The organism is Exiguobacterium sp. UBA7533 (assembly GCF_002479335.1).
In the GTDB taxonomy this organism is placed as follows: domain Bacteria; phylum Bacillota; class Bacilli; order Exiguobacteriales; family Exiguobacteriaceae; genus Exiguobacterium_A.
On the sequence record NZ_DLMP01000002.1, the window covers coordinates 204,837 to 221,759 of the forward strand.

Sequence of the window (16,923 nt, forward strand, 5' to 3'; positions counted from 1 at the left end):
TGTGTGCTGTTTTATGTCACGTTAGAAAGTAATAGAAAATGCCTAATAAAATCAGAATGATCGGGAGAAAAATGAAATACATCCAAGACATATTTTTTGCCGAAGTCTTGTGATCGTACTGCTCTTCTGCTGGTTGCTTAGCAATCCGCAACGTAAAGATGAGTCCGACGAGACAAATGACTAATGCGATCCAAAATAAAGTCAACATAAGCATGCTCCTCTCTTCTTTTATCATACAGAAAATGGTCATGTTCTGCAGTGGTGAGTTGTGACAGTTTAAAGTTGACAACGTACTAGTTGAGGGGCTAAACTAACTTCATAAGTTTAGGGGGTAAACTAAAAATGAAAGATAATTTACGTGAAGCAGTCCTCCTGTTCGAAGAAGTCATGATCCATGGAACTGAACGTGTGCTGAAGTCAGTCGAAGCGCCTGTTTGGCAAATGTATTCACCGGAACAACTCCATGTGTTGAAGCTCGTTGGAAAATACGGACCAATCTCATCGGGGCGTCTCGCGGCAGTACAGGGCGTACATAAAAGCGCCATTTCCAATCGGCTGAAAAAGTTGACGGAAAAAGGACTTGTCATCGTCGAACGCCGAGAAGATGATCACCGAACGAAGTACATCTCGTTGACCGAAGCAGGACGATTGGTTGCGACAGAGGCGGAGCAAGAAATCTATACGTATCTCGAAAGTTTGATTGAAGGAAAGGTCGAGGAAGAAGAAATCATCCAGTTCATCGAAACCTTTAAGAAAATCAAAGAGATTCTGCAGTTGAACGTCTAAAGACAGAATAGAAGGAAGAGGAGAATCAGACATGCGACAAATCGTCAAATGGCGCTGGGCAATTCTTGCATTATTGCTCATCGTCACAGTAGGTTTACTATTTACGGCACCAAACTTGGCAAAACAAGCAGAGGACGCAGGGGCGATTCAGCTTGCGGATAACGCTGACTCACAGCGGGCAGCAGATATTTTAGAAAAAGCGGGAGCAAGTGAAGAAACGATCTCTCTTGTTATTCCGCTCAAAGACAAAGTCAGCGATGCTGATCGAAAGTCGATTGGGAAAATCGTTAAAGATTTAGAAGCACTCGATCGTCCGGTCACGGATGTGCTGAATCCGTTTGAAAACAAAGAGACGGAAGGACAGCTCGTCTCAAAAGATCAAAAGACAGTCCTTGTGCCGATCACGGTCGACGGTTCGCAAGAAGAAATCGTCAAACTGGCAAAACAAATTCGGACAGATCTCTTGCCAAAGGATCAAACGATTTATCTAACGGGTGAAGCGTTAATCAACGATGACGTCAATACAAGCTCACAAGAAGGGTTGAAGCGGACGGAACTGATTACCGTCGGGTTGATTTTCGGACTACTTCTGCTCGTCTTCCGTTCCATCGTCACACCGTTCGTACCACTTGTGGCAGTGGGCTTTACGTACCTGATCAGCCAATCACTCGTCGCCTTTTTCGTCGACTGGTTCGGATTCCCGGTATCGAACTATACGCAAATCTTCCTCGTTGCCATCCTGTTTGGGATTGGGACGGATTACTGTATCTTGCTACTGAGCCGGTATAAGGAAGAATTGACGGCAGGACACGATGTCGAGACAGCGATCGTCAACACGTATAAGACAGCAGGGCGTACGTTACTAATCAGTGGTCTTGCTGTTCTTGTCGGTTTCTCAGCGATTGGGTTTGCGGACTTCCCAATCTTCAAATCATCGGTCGCTGTTGCGGTCGGGATTGCCGTCCTCTTACTCGTCTTATTTACACTTGTCCCCTTCTTCATGGCGACACTCAAAGAAAAATTATTCTGGCCGTCAAAGAAGGCAGCGAGTCACCAAGATAGCAAACTGTGGTCACATTATGGTGGGTTATCGATCCGTCGTCCTTTACTTGCGATGATCATCGTTGCGATCGTCACGGTCCCGACACTCTTTACGTACGATGATGACCTCTCGTTTAATACCGTCGATGAGATTGGTGCGAAGTATGATACGGTCAAAGGACTGAATGCGATCTCGGATGGATTTGGAGCAGGTGAGTCGCTCCCGGTCAATGTCATTCTTAAGAGCGACAAAGATTTGATTACAGAAAAGACAGTTCCTTATGCGGAACAGTTGAGTCGTGAGCTCGTGAAAATCGACGGGGTCAAATCGGTTCGTTCGATTTCTCGTCCGACAGGCGAAATCATTAATGACTTCTACGTCGATCGTCAATTAAAACAAGTTGCTTCCGGCATGAAGAAAGCAACCGCCGGTCTTACGGACGTTCGGTCTGGTCTGACGACAGTTGAAGACAATCTCAACGGTATTACAGGACAACTACCGGCAGGAGACTCGGCTTCAGCAGGAGCAAGTCAGTTGCAACAAGCAGCAGACGGACTTGGACAGATCAACCAACAGTTGACGCTCGTCGGTCAAGGTCTGCAATCGACTCAAAATATACCGCAAACCATTGGGACATTAAATGCCTTGTCTGGTCAATTGAGCCAAGTTCAATCTGGCATCAGTCAAGCAGCAAGTGGAATAGCCTCACAAGGAGCACAAGCCGGTCAACTTGGAAGTGGGCTGACACAACTTGCGGATGGTGTTGGTCAAGCAAACACAGGGCTTGCGAAAATTAGTAATGGTCTAGATGACATCTCGAATTTGTTAACCGAGATGGCACAAGCGACATCGATCCGTGGGACAGGTGTGTTCGTGCCAAAAGATACGTTATCGGACAAGGCCTTTAAACCAGCAATTGACCGTTACGCGATTGATCAGCAAACCGGATTGAAGTTTGAAGTCATCCTCGAAGATGATCCGTATTCACCAGAAGCGATTCAAACTGTCGCTGCAATCAAAAAGACGACAGCGAATACGATTAAAGGGACACCGTTTGAAGACAGCACTGTCGCATATGGCGGGATTTCAAGCGTCAACAGTGACTTGAATGATACGTCGAAAGCCGATTTCAAACGAACAGTGACCGTCATGTTGATCAGTCTCTTTGTGATTTTAGCGATCATGTTCCGTTCGTTGATCATGCCATTGTTCATGATTGGTTCGTTATTGCTGACGTATTATACGTCGATGTCGATCGCTGAGCTGATCTTCGTCAACGGTCTCGGATATGACGGCATCAGTTGGGCTGTTCCGTTCTTCGGATTCGTCATGTTGATTGCCCTTGGTATCGATTATTCGATCTTCCTACTCGATCGTTTCCGCGAAGAGACGATCAAGGGACTCGATACGAAGGAAGCGATGTTCCTGTCGATGAAAAAGATGGGATCTGTCATCATCACGGCAGCGATCATTCTTGCAGGAACCTTCGGAGCGATGATGCCGTCTGGTGTCTTGAGTCTCGTTCAAATCGCGACGATTGTCATCACAGGTCTACTTTTGTATGGATTAATCGTCTTACCACTCTTGATTCCAGCGATTACAGTTTCGTTTGGTAAAGGGGTCTGGTGGCCGTTTCGATCAAATGTCAAAAAATAAGAACTAATCAAACCGGATTCGTCTTCTAGATGAATCCGGTTTTTTCATGACGTATACTAAGAGCAGAGTATAAGGAGGTAGAACATGCAATACTTCAAACAACTGACTTCACGGATTTGGTATCAGACACCGGTCAGCGAGACGGATCGCCCGATTCTCGCCGTCGTGCGTGGGGAGAAGCATCAATTGATGATTGACGCGGGAAACTCGTCAGCCCATGCCGCTTTGTTTTTAGAAGAAATGAAAAAACACAATCTTGGATCACCTGACTTATTGGCCCTGACCCACTGGCACTGGGATCATATTTTTGGAATGAAACATCTCCGTCTGCCATCGATGGCAACACAGCAAACAATCACCCGTATGAAAGAGATGCAACCATACGCTTGGACGGATGCAGCGTTACAAGAACGAATGGATCAAGGGATCGAGATTCCGTTTTGTGCGGATGCGATCAAGCTCGAGTTTGGTACGACACGCGATATTGAAGTCGTCTTACCGACGATTGGCTTTACTGGACAATTGGAAATTGACTTAGGTGGCGTGCAGTGCCAACTGATTGAAGTCGAAAATGATCATTCTCCTGGTAGCCTACTCGTCTACATTCCGGAAGAACGCGTCGTGTTCTTAGGAGACGCGATGTATGCGGATATCTTTTCATCGAAGTGGAATTATACGGTCGAACGGACGAAGCGCTTATTAGCGGCAATCGATCGTTTAGAAGCCGATTATTATGTCTGGTCGCATGGAGAAGCGATGCCGAAGTCTGAATTTGAAGAAGAGGTCAACATGTTGCGTCGAGCCATTCGTGTAACGGAAGCGACCGGAGGACGACTGAAGGATATGCGGACTTTATATGCAGAAGAGACAGGACGATCGTTGACGGAAGACGAAACCGAAACATTGATCTATTTTGCAAATGGAGTGAAATGACAGATCGTAACAAGGGATAAAACGGAGGACGTCGAAATAAAAAAGTACTACGAGCTTGTTAAAGGGAGCGGTACTATATGACAAAGCCAAAATTCGAACGGGATGAAACCATCGATCGCGTTTTTTTTGGAAAAGCGGGCATCTTTTCATTTTTGGTTATCGTGGGAGGCATTCTATATCTACTATATGATCTGTACGTACAATGATCGGAACGCATGCGTTCCGATTTTTTGAATTCAGGGGAGTGCACGAAAACCAGATATTGGGTAATAACTTGCGTGAGACTGTTAGTGAAAGTGAGAGGAGATGTCGGATGAAACGAATTCAAATTGCGGATTTTGATCGACGCATGCCATCGATTGAACTGGTCGAAAAGGATGATCACTATGAAGCGATGCTTGTTCCGAGTTATGATCATACGTACCCTTCGACACAAATCCGGACGATCCGCTTAGCGGATATCTCCGTCAATCTGATTGTGACTCCGCAAGAAACACTGCTTGTTTCTGCGCTTTTTCATAAACCGGTTCAAGTGACGGATATTGTTTCCTGGATGCAGCTGTATACGATTAGTTTTGCCCAGTCGGATGAGACTGGTTATTTCGTCGAACAAGCGGATGAAATTTTAGAAGTCGTCTTGTATCAGAAACATCCGATCGTCATCGCGACACGTGGTCAAGATCGATTGTATTACGATACGACGGGAGCAATCGAGGTCCGGCGGGCGACGAATGAATCGGTCGGCGAGCGTCCCTTGCTTTATTTGAACGGGGAAGCCTGGTATGGTGTCCCGCGCTTGTCGTTCAATCGAATGAAGGATGAGCTGCACGTCAATGGAACGTTTTTATATGCGGACTATATGGACGCACACCATGGAAAAATCGGTTTCTTTCGCGAGAATGATCCCTCTCTACCAATCGTTTTGCTCGTCGGTCAGGCAATCGTTGAGATCGAACTGACCGAGAATCCGGACGGTTCACGCGTCCTGATTTTAGAACAACCATATGACGAAGCATGAAAGTGCACAAAAACCGTTCAGCAGATGAACGGTTTTTAAGTGAGACCGTGAAATCCCTTACAAAATATGCGAAGATAGTAAAGAGACAGACCAAAGGGGTTGATGGGGACATGGCGAAAGAAACACCGCGTAATTCTAAATGGATGCGTTCCTATAATCGGGCACTCGTCTTGCGACTGATTCGGATGCATCAACCGATTTCGCGGGTTGAGTTAGCACAACGGACGAACTTAACGAAGCCGACGGTATCGAACATCGTCAGTGAATTGATTGCAGAACAACTCGTGACGGAGCGAGAGCTTGGGGTATCGAACGGGGGACGAAAACCGATCATGCTCGAACTCGTCGCAACAGAGCAATACGTCATCGGCATCGATGCGACAAGTCACCAATTCATCGGAGTCGTCGCGGATTTAAGTGGTAATACGATTCATGAGTCCGAAGCCGTGGGACGTTTTGAGACGAATGAAGAATTGATTGAAGCGATTGGTCGATTATGCGAGACCTTGATTGCACAGACACAAGGACGGGGAACGATTCACGGTATCGGGATCTCCGTCCACGGGATGGTCAATCCGGAGACAGGTGTCATCTTGTTTGCACCACGTTTCCACCTGCATGACGTCGAGTTGAAGGTACAACTTGAAGCACGCTTTGACTATCCTGTCTTCATCGAAAACGATGTTCGAGCACTCGCTTCGTTTGAGCTATTATTCGGTGAAGGTGTTGGGGTCGAACAATTCTTTTATCTCTATGCCGGGGAAGGCATCGGGGGTGCTTATGTGCTCGATGGACAGCTTGTCGACGGACAACATCATATTACGGGAGAGGTCGGACATATGCGTCTTGATCTCGATGGACCGATTTGTTCGTGTGGGAACAGAGGATGCCTAGAAGCATTAGCAGGCGAAAAAGCATTGTTACGGGATTATGCTGTCGTGGATCCGCAAGTCATGACGATTGCTGATTTGCGCAAACGGTTAAACGAACGCGATGAACAAGCAGTTCGTACATATGAACGGGCGGGGGAATATATCGGAATCGGTGTCTTGAATACGATTCATCTCCTGAATCCACGCCGGATTTTACTTGGGGGACCGATGTTTGAGCTCGCACCCACGATCGTTGATCAAATCAAGGAACGGGTCGAGCACACGGCGTTGACCGCTGCTTCACGTGAAACCGATGTCAAGATGGTTCCGTGGGGTGAAAAACAAGGAGCACTCAGTGCGGCTGCCCTTGCGACAAATAGTTTATTTCAAACGATTTAATGAACCGATTCCGTGTCTTGCAAACTAGCAAGACACGGAATCGGTTTTGTTATTCAACAAATAATTTGTTGAAACCGTTTACAAGTTAAAAACCAATGTGCTATAGTCGATATAAAGTTAGATAATAAATTTAATTTACTAAGTTCATGGTCAACTAAGTGGAGGTGGATGCAGGTTAGCAGGGGCTAATCAAGCTGAAGCAGGAAAGGGAGGCATCGCGCAATGGAACCACACGATCCATGGGTTTCGTACCGTGAAGCTTTCGGGCGTTACGGAGCAATCCGCGGTTTTTATTTTCATCGGTCAACGCAACAGATGACAGAACAGGGTCCAGGCGATGTCCCGACAGACGAGCAGGATATCGTGCTCGTCCGACCACGACGTGACGGTGTGTTTCAATTCCGGATGTCATCGGTACAAGGGGTCCTGACGATCCGTTCATCCGAGCTACACATTCGAAAAAATGAGAGCGGATACATTGAATTACGCGCACTCATGCAACACATGCGCTCTGCCGGTTGTTTGACGCTGGGTGGAGAGTTATATCTCTTCGTCCGACCGGACGTCGATACGCTGGCATACCGTCTTCGATTGATCGCCCGTGTATTGATTCAGCTACAGGGAATGCCGATTCAGACGAAGGTGATCGAAGAATGGTGCCGACAGGCACTAATCGAAGGGGAACACGCTAGACGATACGCTTGACTACTTACACATAAAAGGGGAGTTCTTACATGAAATTCAAAAAAACGAAACTCGTTGCTGCAGCATCAGTCCTAACATTATCCGCATTCCTCGCCGCTTGTGGTGGCGAAGACGAGCAACAAACGAAAACAAAAGACGGTAAGACGATCGTCACATGGTGGGGCTGGGCACCGCAACCAGAAGCGGGGAAAACTGTCGTTGATGCTTTCAATAAATCACAAGATAAATACGTCGTTCAATTCAAACGATACAGTGAAGACTACGAAAAACAATTACAGGTCGCGATGTTGTCAGGTAAAGGTCCAGACATCATCGGTCTGAAAGAACCGATGATTCAGCAGTACAAGGATCGCGTCGTACCGGTCGATTCGTACATGGATAAAGCAGCAGGTAAAGGCTGGAAAGATAAGTTCGTTGAGCTCGGAATCGAACAAACAACGATTGACGGCAAACAATATGCAGTTCCAATTGGTTTCACAGGTCAAGCGTACTTGATGTACAACAAGACGATGCTTGATAAATACGGTGTGACACCACCGAAGAACTACAAAGAAACAGTCAGCGCAGTCAAGAAGATTAAAGACTCAGGCGATAAAGTCATCCCACTCATGCTCGGAGCAAAAGATGCATGGATTGACATCGATGTCTACAACGTCCTCAGCCACCAGGTCGCACCAGGTTACATTCAAAAAGTCCTCTCGGGTCAAGCAAAATGGACAGACGACGAAATGGTTAAAACAGCACAAGTCTGGCAAGATCTCTTCAAAGATAAAGTTTTCCAAGAAGGAGCGCTTGGTCTAGCGACATACAATGACGGGATGAACCAATTCTTTGATAAAAAAGCAGCGATGTGGGTCATCGGTTCATGGGAAGCACACTCGATGACAACAGCTGAGAAAAAAGACAAATGGAAAATCAAAGATGAACTCGGATTCGTTCCACTCCCGAACTTAGTAGGTGGAACAGAGCAACCGGTCATCGCATCGATCGATATGGCACTTGGTGTCAATAAAGAGTCGAAACAACAAGAAGGTGCAGCAGAGTTCATCGCCTTCATGAGTCAAGGAAAAGGACAAGAAGTCTACATGGGTGAGTTTGAAATGGCACCTGGTATCAAGGATGTCAAAGTCGATTCAGACGCTGCCTTCACATCTGAAGGCGAAAAAGAATCGTACAAGATGTTAAACGACACATTAGCAAAAGCGGTTGCTAGCCGTGGTATCCGAGATACGAAATTAAACGATATCCTCGGTAAGGAACTTCAAAACATCGCGACAGGACAAGATCCGAAAGAATCATTACAACGCGTTCAAGACGCAGCGGATCAATCAGCGAAATAAGACTCGACAGTGAAGTGGTACGCCTGCGTGCCACTTCCTGATTTTTGGACTTGAGGAAAGTGGGGAATCGATATGCAGACAGAGCGACAGGAATTGCCGATTAAACCAAAAGCAGAACCGCTCCAGCCGGTGGCGACACGCCCGCCCGCACCGAAGAAGAAAAAGAACATGAAGCGAAACATGGTCGGATGGGCCTTCGTTGCTCCGATCGTCTTGTTCGTCGTCAGCTTCATCTATTATGGGATTTTCTATAATGCCTATAACTCATTCTTCTCGTGGGACGGGATTTCGTTTGACAAAGTATTCGTCGGACTCGACAACTATGCTGAGATGTTCCAAGATCCGGACTTCTATCTCTCGCTGAAGAACACATTCATCTTCACGATTTTGACCGTTTCGATTCAAGCTGGTATCGGTCTCGTCTTGGCGTACTTCCTGCATACACCGGGACCATTGCGGACGGCGATGAAGTCGGTCTTCTTCTTCCCGGTCGTCTTGAGTCCTGTCGTACTCGGTGCGGCATTCTCACAAATTTATGATTTCCAGTTTGGTTACATCAATGAGTTCCTCCGTGCGATTGGTCTCGGTAGCCTCGAGCAGAACTGGCTTGGTGATCCGGATATCGCGCTTTATTCCGTCATTGCGATCAACATCTTCCAGTGGACGGGTTCTTCGATGGTCATGTACTACATGGCAATGTTGACGATTGAGAAGGAAATCTTCGAAGCAGCAAAAATCGATGGAGCTGGATTCTTCCGGACACTGTGGAGCATCGTCTTCCCGAACTTGAAAGGAACGACGTTCACTCTGTCGATTCTCGGAGTTATCGGTGGTCTGAAGACGTTTGACTTAGTCTGGATCACGACAGCTGGTGGACCAGGATCGTCGACGGAGTTCATTTCGACATACCTATTCCGAAAATCGATGTTGCAACAGGAAGTTGGTTTCTCGAGTGCTGTTGCCATCATCCTACTGACGATCGCCTTGCTGATCACGTACTTCCAATTGCGTGTACAAAAGAAAATGGATAACTAAGGAGGAACGACCCATGGATGTAGAATCTAAAAAAAGCCGCTGGATGATTAACCTCGTATTGGCGCTTGCGTCAATCGTCTGGTTATTCCCAATTTTCGTCATGTTCAAAGAGAGTCTTCGCGTCAATGGATTCGATAACTATATTGCGACATTACAAAACCCGAACTTCCCGACATTCGTCTTCAACAGTTTCTTTGTCGCTTTCTTCATGATCATCATCTCGATCACGATTTTGGCGTTCGCAGCGTTCGCTTTCTCGAAGCTTGAGTTTGCTGGAAAACGTCTTTTGTTCAACATGGTCCTTGCTGGACTCATGTTACCTGTTGCATCGATGATCGTACCCTTGTTCTTCACGCTTCGTTCATTTGACGGGCTGAACAACCACTGGGGACTGATCGGAGCGGAAGTTGCCTTCTTCTTACCATTCGGTCTGATGCTTATCAAAGGATACTTTGATGAATTGCCAAACGAATTGATGGAAGCAGCGTATATCGATGGTGCGACGATTCTTGAAGTCTTCTTCAAAGTCATGCTACCGCTCGCAAAACCAGCGCTCGCAACAGCTTTAATCTATGCGTTCCTTAACTCATGGAACGAGTACTTGATGGTTCTTACGTTCATGACCGACCCTGCTTATCAGACAGTCACGATGGCACCAAGTTTCTTCAAGGATGCGCTTGGCGGGGACCCAGGGAAAATCTACGCTTCACTTGTTTTGATCAGTTTACCGACGATGATCTTCTATATCTTCTTCCAACGTTTCTTCCAAAAAGGGATGACGGCGGGTGCAGTAAAATAATTGTTTTTGCGTAAGGGGGAGCACAATGTATTTAGGAGTCGATTATTATCCAGAACAAACACCACGAGCACTATGGGAGGAAGACTTCCGACTGATGAAGGAACTTGGTGTCAACGTCGTTCGTCTCGCAGAATTCGCTTGGTCGATGATGGAGCCGGAAGAAGGCGTCTATGACTTTAGTTTTTGGGATGACGTCATCGAACGTTTGAGTGCGGAAGGATTCGATATCGTACTCGGGACACCAACCGCGACACCACCTGCGTGGTTGTGTACGAAGTATCCAGAAATCTTACCGGTCGATGAGAACGGTGTGACGATCAGCTTTGGTGCTCGTCGCCATTATACGGTCCATAGCGAAACGTACCAACGACTATCCGTCAAGATCACGGAAGAGATGGCGAAACGATACGGTCAACATCCTCGTGTTATCGGGTGGCAAACGGATAATGAATATGGGCATGAGAAATCGGATCGTTCTTACGGTGATGTCGACCGCGCTGCTTTTCAGCGCTGGTTAGAGAACCGTTACGGAACGCTTGATGCTTTGAACGAAGCATGGGGAACCGTCTTCTGGAGTCAGACGTACACGGCGTGGGATCAAATCCCGGTACCGCGTAAAGTCTATCAGGAACATAACCCATCCCTGCTCGTCGACTTCGATCGTTTTTGTGCCGACGGCTATACGTACTACAACAAATTACAAGTCGATGTCTTACGTCGCTACATCCCAGAGAACGTCTTCATCACGCACAACCTCGTCTACAGTGACATGGCGGTCAATCAACAGCAAATGGCGCAAGATCTCGATTACGTCGCGTTCGATAACTACCCGGTCTGGGGTGGCTTACCGGAGCCGAACCGGTTCGAGAAGATGGCAAGCGATCATGATCTTTGCCGCTCTTCGAAGCAAGGAAAAGGCTTCTGGGTCATGGAACAGTTGAGTGGCGCACAAGGCTGGAGTAAAATCGGTTACTTGCCACGACCAGGGCATATTCGTCTCTGGACGTATCAAGCAGTCGCGCGGGGAGCAGAAGCGATCGTCTACTTCCGATTCCGGGCTGCTCATTTTGGAACAGAGGAGTTCTGTCACGGCATCATCGATCATGATGGAAAACCGAAACGGAAATTCGAAGAAGTCAAACAGATCATGACGGAACTGAATACGTATGGCGATGAGATTAACGCGAGCCGTTACGACGCGAAGGTTGGTGTCTATTTCGATCAAGAAAACGTCTGGGCGTGGACGCATCAGCCGCACAGTGATGCGTTTGATTTTAGGACGGAGTTCGTCCGCTTCTATGGCGGAGCGGTTCGTCAACAAGTCGCAACCGACATCGTCTTCCCAGGTGATGATTTATCTCGTTATAAACTGATCATCGTTCCACTCTATTTCTTGACGAATCCTACGTTCGATGACGCCTTGATTGCGTACATGGAACAAGGCGGTCACGTCATCTTCACGTACCGGACAGGTGTCAAAGATGCACAAAATCATGTCGTACCGACGACGTTACCGGGTAAATTCGCACCGTATGCGGGTATTGAAATCGACGAATATGAGTCACTTCAATCCGTTCAGCAACATAAGGTGGCAGGTATCGGCGAGATGTCAGGACAATCCTCAACAGCGCGCCTCTGGTGTGACTTGATCACACCAACGACAGCAGAGACGCTTGCTGTCTATGAAGATACGTTCTACGAGGGTGTAGCGGCTGTGACGCGCAATGCCTATAAAGGAATGATTACCTACATCGGCTCATCGATTGATGATGCGATGATTGATACAATTTACCGTCAAGCGTTCACAGAGGCTGGCATCGAGATGATCGATGCTCCGGATCAAGTTGAAATTATTCGTCGTCACGGCGAACAACGCGATTTCCTCTTCTTGATGAACCATAACACGAAAGAAGCACGGGACGTCACGCTCGACGGAACATACAAAGCATTGACAAAAGATGGGACATATCGTGGAACGGTCCAGCTCGCACCACTTGAGACACTGATTCTGACGACGTAAGGAGGAAGAGAACCATGGCAATCTTTGAAGTAGCAGGACGTCGTTTCGTCATCGAAGGGAAACGGGTCGCTCACGTCGTCACGATCGGTGCGAACGGGAAGCTGATCCACACGTATTTCGGTGCCAAGTTACCATATCGAGATGATTATGAAGCGTTACCGAGTCCGATCGTCGCACACAGTTCGTTTGAATCACCAGATGGCGTCGCGACGTACGATTTCGTACCATTCGGCGAGATGTTGTATACGGAGCCGACATTGAAGTCGGAAAGAGAGGACGGGCAACGGATTCACCAGTTCCAGTTTGAACGCTCCGAGCAGACAGAAACGAAATTGACGCTCTGGCTGTTTGATCCCTTGCAGGAGATGCGTGTCGGAGTGCAATATGAACTGTTTGAAGATTACGATATCATCGGTCGTTCGATTGTCGTCGAAAATACAGGACGATTACCTGTTCGTTTAACAGCAGCCCAGTCCTTCGCAATGGGACGTTGGCATCAACCGAATTTAAAACTGCATCACTTCGCTGGGATGTGGACAGGTGAGTTCAAGAAACAAATCACACCGGTGACACCAGGACGCCAGACGATTGAAAGTCGGCGCGGGGTGACGAGTCATCAAGCGAATCCTTGGTTCGCACTCGAACAGGATGCAACAGAAGATGGCGGTGAAGTCGTTTACGGACATTTTGCCTATTCGGGTAACTGGGCGATTCACGTCGAACAAGATGCGTTTGGTTTCGTTCAGCTATCGGGTGGCATGAATCCGTTTGATTTCAGTTGGAAACTATCACATCAACAACAGTTGACGACACCGACGTTCTACATCGGGTATGCGGACGGTTTCGCAGATATGAGCGCCCATGCGCATGCGTTCCAACGTGATGTCATCATGCCGCGTGCGACTGATCGTCCAGTTCTCTATAATTCATGGGAAGCGACCTATTTCGATGTGACGGAATCTGGTCAACGTGAACTCGTCGATCTTGCAGCAGGAATCGGCTGTGAACTGTTTGTCGTCGATGACGGTTGGTTCGGTGAACGCCATTCCGATCAAGCGGGACTCGGGGACTGGCAAGTCAATCGGGAAAAGTTTCCGAATGGTCTAGAGCCTTTGATCTCATATGTAAAACAACAAGGGTTACAGTTCGGGCTATGGGTCGAACCGGAGATGGTCAATCCGGATTCTGATCTATACCGGGCGCATCCGGATTGGATTTATCATGCACGGGATGCGGTTCGGACGACGTCACGGAATCAACACGTCTTAAATCTAGGATTACCAGAAGTTGAGCAATTCATTCTCGAGATGATGGATGACTTGCTGACGCGTCACGCGATCGACTACATCAAATGGGACATGAACCGTGCCTTCTCGGAACCGGGTGTTCCAAAAGACCAGACGGATCGCCAACAGGAATTATGGAAACGTCACGTCGATGCATTGTACCGGATCTTTGATGAATTGCGTCGCTTGCATCCGACGGTCGACTTCGAAGCCTGTGCCGGTGGTGGCGGACGAATTGATCTCGGGATCCTCGCACGGACGGAGCAAGTCTGGACAAGTGATAACACGGATCCACTCGATCGCTTACAAATTCAGCATGACTTCTCTTACGCTTATAACGCGAAGATGATGAGCTGCTGGGTAACGGACGGACCGAACTGGTTAAATGGACGCAACGTGCCACTTGCGACACGCTTCGTCTCCTCGATGCAAGGAACGCTCGGGATCGGTGGTAACTTAAGCGAGTGGTCGACGGATGAGTTAGCGGAAGCAAAAGGCTGGATCGAGACCTATCAAGCGATTCGTCCGACAATCCAACGCGGCATCCAGTACCGTCTTTCATCCTTCACACAACAGACACCAAGCGTCATGCAGTATACATCGGAAGAAGAAACAGTCTTGCTCGCGATCGCGCCACTTCGGCAATACGGAATACATCAGTATCACTTTAAGCTAAAAGGACTCGACCCAACAATGCGCTACCAAGTCGAGGACCGGATGTTAAGCGGTGCCTACTTGATGCAACAAGGCTTGACGTTCTCATACACGACGGATTATGAAGCCCGCTGTCTGCGGATTCAGCCGGTCCATCGTGCGCTCTCACTACTCGAATCAAAGGAGACGATCGTATGACAGACCAGACGTTAGAAGCACAATTTGAACAGCGGTTTGGCTCACCGTCGACGCATCGCTTTTTTGCCCCGGGTCGGATCAATTTAATCGGTGAGCATACGGATTACAATGGTGGTCACGTCTTTCCATGTGCGTTGACGTTCGGTACGCATGCGATCGCGCGAAAACGAGACGATCAACGTTTCCGCTTCTACTCGCTGAATTTTGAGCAGGACGGCATCATCGAAGTCGCACTCGAAGAACTGGCGTATGACGCGAAGCACGGTTGGGCGAACTATGCGAAGGGTATGATTACAGTCTTACAGGAAGCAGGGTACCGAATCGATTCAGGATGTGACATCCTGATTCAAGGTGACATCCCGAACGGAGCCGGTCTTTCGTCATCCGCTTCACTTGAACTCGTCATCGGAGTCTTGCTCGATCGATTGTATGGATTAGACATTCCACGTCTTGATCTCGTCCGCTTTGGTCAACAGGTCGAAAACCGTTATATCGGCGTCAATAGTGGTATCATGGATCAATTTGCGATCGGTATGGGGAAAGCGGGAGCGGGATTGTTGCTCGATTGTGAAACGCTCGACTATACGTATGCTCCACTCGATTTGACGGGATATACGATCATCATCATGAATACGAACAAACGCCGTGAACTGGCAGATTCGAAATATAATGAACGCCGGGCGGAATGTGAGGCAGCACTCGCTTATCTCAATCAGTTCACATCACGGGAAACGCTTGGACAATGGACGACGTCAGAATTCACGAAAGTCGCATGGGAAGACGAAATCTTGATGCGTCGTGCCCGACACGCGATTTCAGAAAATGAACGAACACTTCAAGCACTAGCGGCACTCGAAGCGGGAGAACTGAAGACGTTCGGTCAGTTGATGAATGCTTCACACGTCTCGTTACGGGAAGATTATGAAGTGACAGGGATTGAACTCGATACACTCGTCGAAGCCGCTTGGGAGCAACCGGGTGTGCTCGGCGCACGGATGACAGGTGCTGGTTTTGGTGGCTGTGCGATTGCGATTGTTGAAGACGAGGCAGTCGACGCGTTCAAACAAGCTGTCGGCGAACAATATGAAGCACGGATCGGTTACCCAGCGACGTTCTATACAGCGACGGTCGGTGACGGAGCACGTGAAATCGAACGGGAGGTCATCTAAATGGCAACTTTAGTCGTAGGTGGAGCTGGTTATATCGGCTCCCATGCTGTCTATCAATTGATTGATGCCGGAAAGGATGTCGTCGTCATCGACCATCTGCAGTCCGGTCACCGTGAAGCGGTTCATCCGCGGGCACGTCTATATGAAGGAGACATACGCGATCGTGCTTTTCTCGATCGCGTCTTTACGGAAGAGACGATTGAGCAGGTCATCCATTTCGCTGCTTTTTCACTCGTTGGCGAGTCGATGACAGAACCATTACGCTACTTTGATAACAACGTTTACGGGACACAAGTGTTGCTCGAAGCGATGATTGCCCATGACATTAAACAGATCGTCTTTTCTTCGACGGCAGCCACATACGGTGAACAGGAGCAGATGCCGATTCTCGAAACAGCAGAAACGCGTCCGACGAATGCCTATGGTGAGACGAAGTTGATGATGGAGAAGATGATGCGATGGTCTGAACAAGCATATGGCTTACGTTATGTCGCATTACGTTACTTCAACGTTGCCGGTGCGCGCGTAACAGGAGAAATCGGGGAAGATCATACGCCGGAAACCCATCTAATCCCGCTCGTCCTCGAAGTTGCCAACCGACAACGGTCAGAAATTTCGATCTATGGCGATGATTATCCAACGCCTGACGGTACCTGTATTCGTGATTACATCCATGTCGAGGACTTGATCGACGCCCATATGCGAGCACTTGATTATTTGGCTGATGGAAACGAGAGTACGGTCTTTAACCTCGGTTCAAGCCAAGGGTTTTCCGTTCGGGAAATCATTGAAGCAGCCCGTCGCGTGACGGGACATCCGATTCCAGAACGGATCATTGAACGTCGTGCAGGGGATCCGAGTATCTTAATCGCCGGATCTGCCAAAGCAAAAGAAGTTCTCGGCTGGACACCACAACGTACCGACATCGAAACGATCATCCGTGATGCTTGGAATTGGCATGCGCACAATCCAGAAGGGTACCGGACGAGCGTTCGTTAATAGAGAGACAGA

The 16,923-nt window shown here is 48.1% G+C and carries 14 protein-coding genes; 13 read left to right on the forward strand and 1 reads right to left on the reverse strand.

From position 1 onward, the window contains the following. Positions 1–16 precede the first annotated feature (16 nt). On the reverse strand, positions 17–208 hold the full coding sequence (locus tag B2U10_RS05145) for a hypothetical protein (RefSeq protein WP_035411129.1): 192 nt from the start codon (positions 206–208) through the stop codon (positions 17–19). 134 nt (positions 209–342) lie between these two features. On the opposite strand from B2U10_RS05145, the gene B2U10_RS05150 reads away from it, so the two are divergent. The 13 genes from B2U10_RS05150 (at position 343) to galE (ending at position 16,911) form a co-directional block, all read left to right on the forward strand. Then, the gene (locus B2U10_RS05150) at positions 343–786 is read left to right on the forward strand and encodes a MarR family winged helix-turn-helix transcriptional regulator (protein WP_035411126.1); all 444 of its coding nucleotides are present in this window, start codon (positions 343–345) and stop codon (positions 784–786) included. Between the two features lie 31 nt (positions 787–817). After that, on the forward strand, positions 818–3,484 hold the full coding sequence (locus tag B2U10_RS05155; protein ID WP_290786110.1) for an MMPL family transporter: 2,667 nt from the start codon (positions 818–820) through the stop codon (positions 3,482–3,484). Positions 3,485–3,568: 84 nt separating this feature from the next. Beyond that, positions 3,569–4,417 carry an MBL fold metallo-hydrolase gene (locus B2U10_RS05160; protein WP_290774463.1) on the forward strand — a complete coding sequence of 283 codons (849 nt, stop codon included), beginning with the start codon at positions 3,569–3,571 and terminating at the stop codon, positions 4,415–4,417. A 313-nt stretch (positions 4,418–4,730) separates the two neighbouring features. Next, entirely contained in the window at positions 4,731–5,435 is a 705-nt protein-coding gene (locus B2U10_RS05165; RefSeq protein ID WP_290786114.1) for a hypothetical protein, read from the forward strand. A gap of 110 nt (positions 5,436–5,545) precedes the next feature. After that, positions 5,546–6,706: an ROK family transcriptional regulator gene (locus B2U10_RS05170; RefSeq protein ID WP_290786117.1), complete on the forward strand. Its 1,161-nt coding sequence runs from the start codon at positions 5,546–5,548 to the stop codon at positions 6,704–6,706. A 222-nt stretch (positions 6,707–6,928) separates the two neighbouring features. Next, a complete protein-coding gene (locus B2U10_RS05175; RefSeq protein WP_035411111.1) occupies positions 6,929–7,411 on the forward strand; it encodes a hypothetical protein in 483 nt (160 codons plus the stop codon). Between the two features lie 29 nt (positions 7,412–7,440). Then, on the forward strand, positions 7,441–8,751 hold the full coding sequence (locus B2U10_RS05180) for an ABC transporter substrate-binding protein (protein WP_056063835.1): 1,311 nt from the start codon (positions 7,441–7,443) through the stop codon (positions 8,749–8,751). A 72-nt stretch (positions 8,752–8,823) separates the two neighbouring features. After that, positions 8,824–9,786 (forward strand): carbohydrate ABC transporter permease, encoded by a 963-nt coding sequence (locus tag B2U10_RS05185; protein ID WP_035411105.1) that lies wholly within the window; start codon positions 8,824–8,826, stop codon positions 9,784–9,786. Positions 9,787–9,799: 13 nt separating this feature from the next. Beyond that, complete coding sequence (locus B2U10_RS05190; RefSeq protein ID WP_035411101.1) at positions 9,800–10,585, forward strand: carbohydrate ABC transporter permease; 786 nt, start codon at positions 9,800–9,802, stop codon at positions 10,583–10,585. A gap of 25 nt (positions 10,586–10,610) precedes the next feature. Continuing rightward, positions 10,611–12,605 carry a beta-galactosidase gene (locus tag B2U10_RS05195; protein WP_290786120.1) on the forward strand — a complete coding sequence of 665 codons (1,995 nt, stop codon included), beginning with the start codon at positions 10,611–10,613 and terminating at the stop codon, positions 12,603–12,605. A gap of 14 nt (positions 12,606–12,619) precedes the next feature. Beyond that, a complete protein-coding gene (locus tag B2U10_RS05200) occupies positions 12,620–14,743 on the forward strand; it encodes an alpha-galactosidase (protein WP_290786123.1) in 2,124 nt (707 codons plus the stop codon). Then, on the forward strand, positions 14,740–15,912 hold the full coding sequence (locus B2U10_RS05205) for a galactokinase (protein WP_290786126.1): 1,173 nt from the start codon (positions 14,740–14,742) through the stop codon (positions 15,910–15,912). Before B2U10_RS05200 ends, B2U10_RS05205 begins: the two co-directional genes overlap by 4 nt. After that, complete coding sequence (galE, locus tag B2U10_RS05210; protein ID WP_290786130.1) at positions 15,913–16,911, forward strand: UDP-glucose 4-epimerase GalE; 999 nt, start codon at positions 15,913–15,915, stop codon at positions 16,909–16,911. Positions 16,912–16,923 lie beyond the last annotated feature (12 nt).

Bases quoted from the DNA above. Each gene is read 5' to 3' on its own strand.
- B2U10_RS05145 (WP_035411129.1), bottom strand. From the start codon at position 208: ATGTTGACTTTATTTTGGATCGCATTAGTCATTTGTCTCGTCGGACTC.
- B2U10_RS05150 (WP_035411126.1), top strand. From the start codon at position 343: ATGAAAGATAATTTACGTGAAGCAGTCCTCCTGTTCGAAGAAGTCATG.
- B2U10_RS05155 (WP_290786110.1), top strand. From the start codon at position 818: ATGCGACAAATCGTCAAATGGCGCTGGGCAATTCTTGCATTATTGCTC.
- B2U10_RS05160 (WP_290774463.1), top strand. From the start codon at position 3,569: ATGCAATACTTCAAACAACTGACTTCACGGATTTGGTATCAGACACCG.
- B2U10_RS05165 (WP_290786114.1), top strand. From the start codon at position 4,731: ATGAAACGAATTCAAATTGCGGATTTTGATCGACGCATGCCATCGATT.
- B2U10_RS05170 (WP_290786117.1), top strand. From the start codon at position 5,546: ATGGCGAAAGAAACACCGCGTAATTCTAAATGGATGCGTTCCTATAAT.
- B2U10_RS05175 (WP_035411111.1), top strand. From the start codon at position 6,929: ATGGAACCACACGATCCATGGGTTTCGTACCGTGAAGCTTTCGGGCGT.
- B2U10_RS05180 (WP_056063835.1), top strand. From the start codon at position 7,441: ATGAAATTCAAAAAAACGAAACTCGTTGCTGCAGCATCAGTCCTAACA.
- B2U10_RS05185 (WP_035411105.1), top strand. From the start codon at position 8,824: ATGCAGACAGAGCGACAGGAATTGCCGATTAAACCAAAAGCAGAACCG.
- B2U10_RS05190 (WP_035411101.1), top strand. From the start codon at position 9,800: ATGGATGTAGAATCTAAAAAAAGCCGCTGGATGATTAACCTCGTATTG.
- B2U10_RS05195 (WP_290786120.1), top strand. From the start codon at position 10,611: ATGTATTTAGGAGTCGATTATTATCCAGAACAAACACCACGAGCACTA.
- B2U10_RS05200 (WP_290786123.1), top strand. From the start codon at position 12,620: ATGGCAATCTTTGAAGTAGCAGGACGTCGTTTCGTCATCGAAGGGAAA.
- B2U10_RS05205 (WP_290786126.1), top strand. From the start codon at position 14,740: ATGACAGACCAGACGTTAGAAGCACAATTTGAACAGCGGTTTGGCTCA.
- galE (WP_290786130.1), top strand. From the start codon at position 15,913: ATGGCAACTTTAGTCGTAGGTGGAGCTGGTTATATCGGCTCCCATGCT.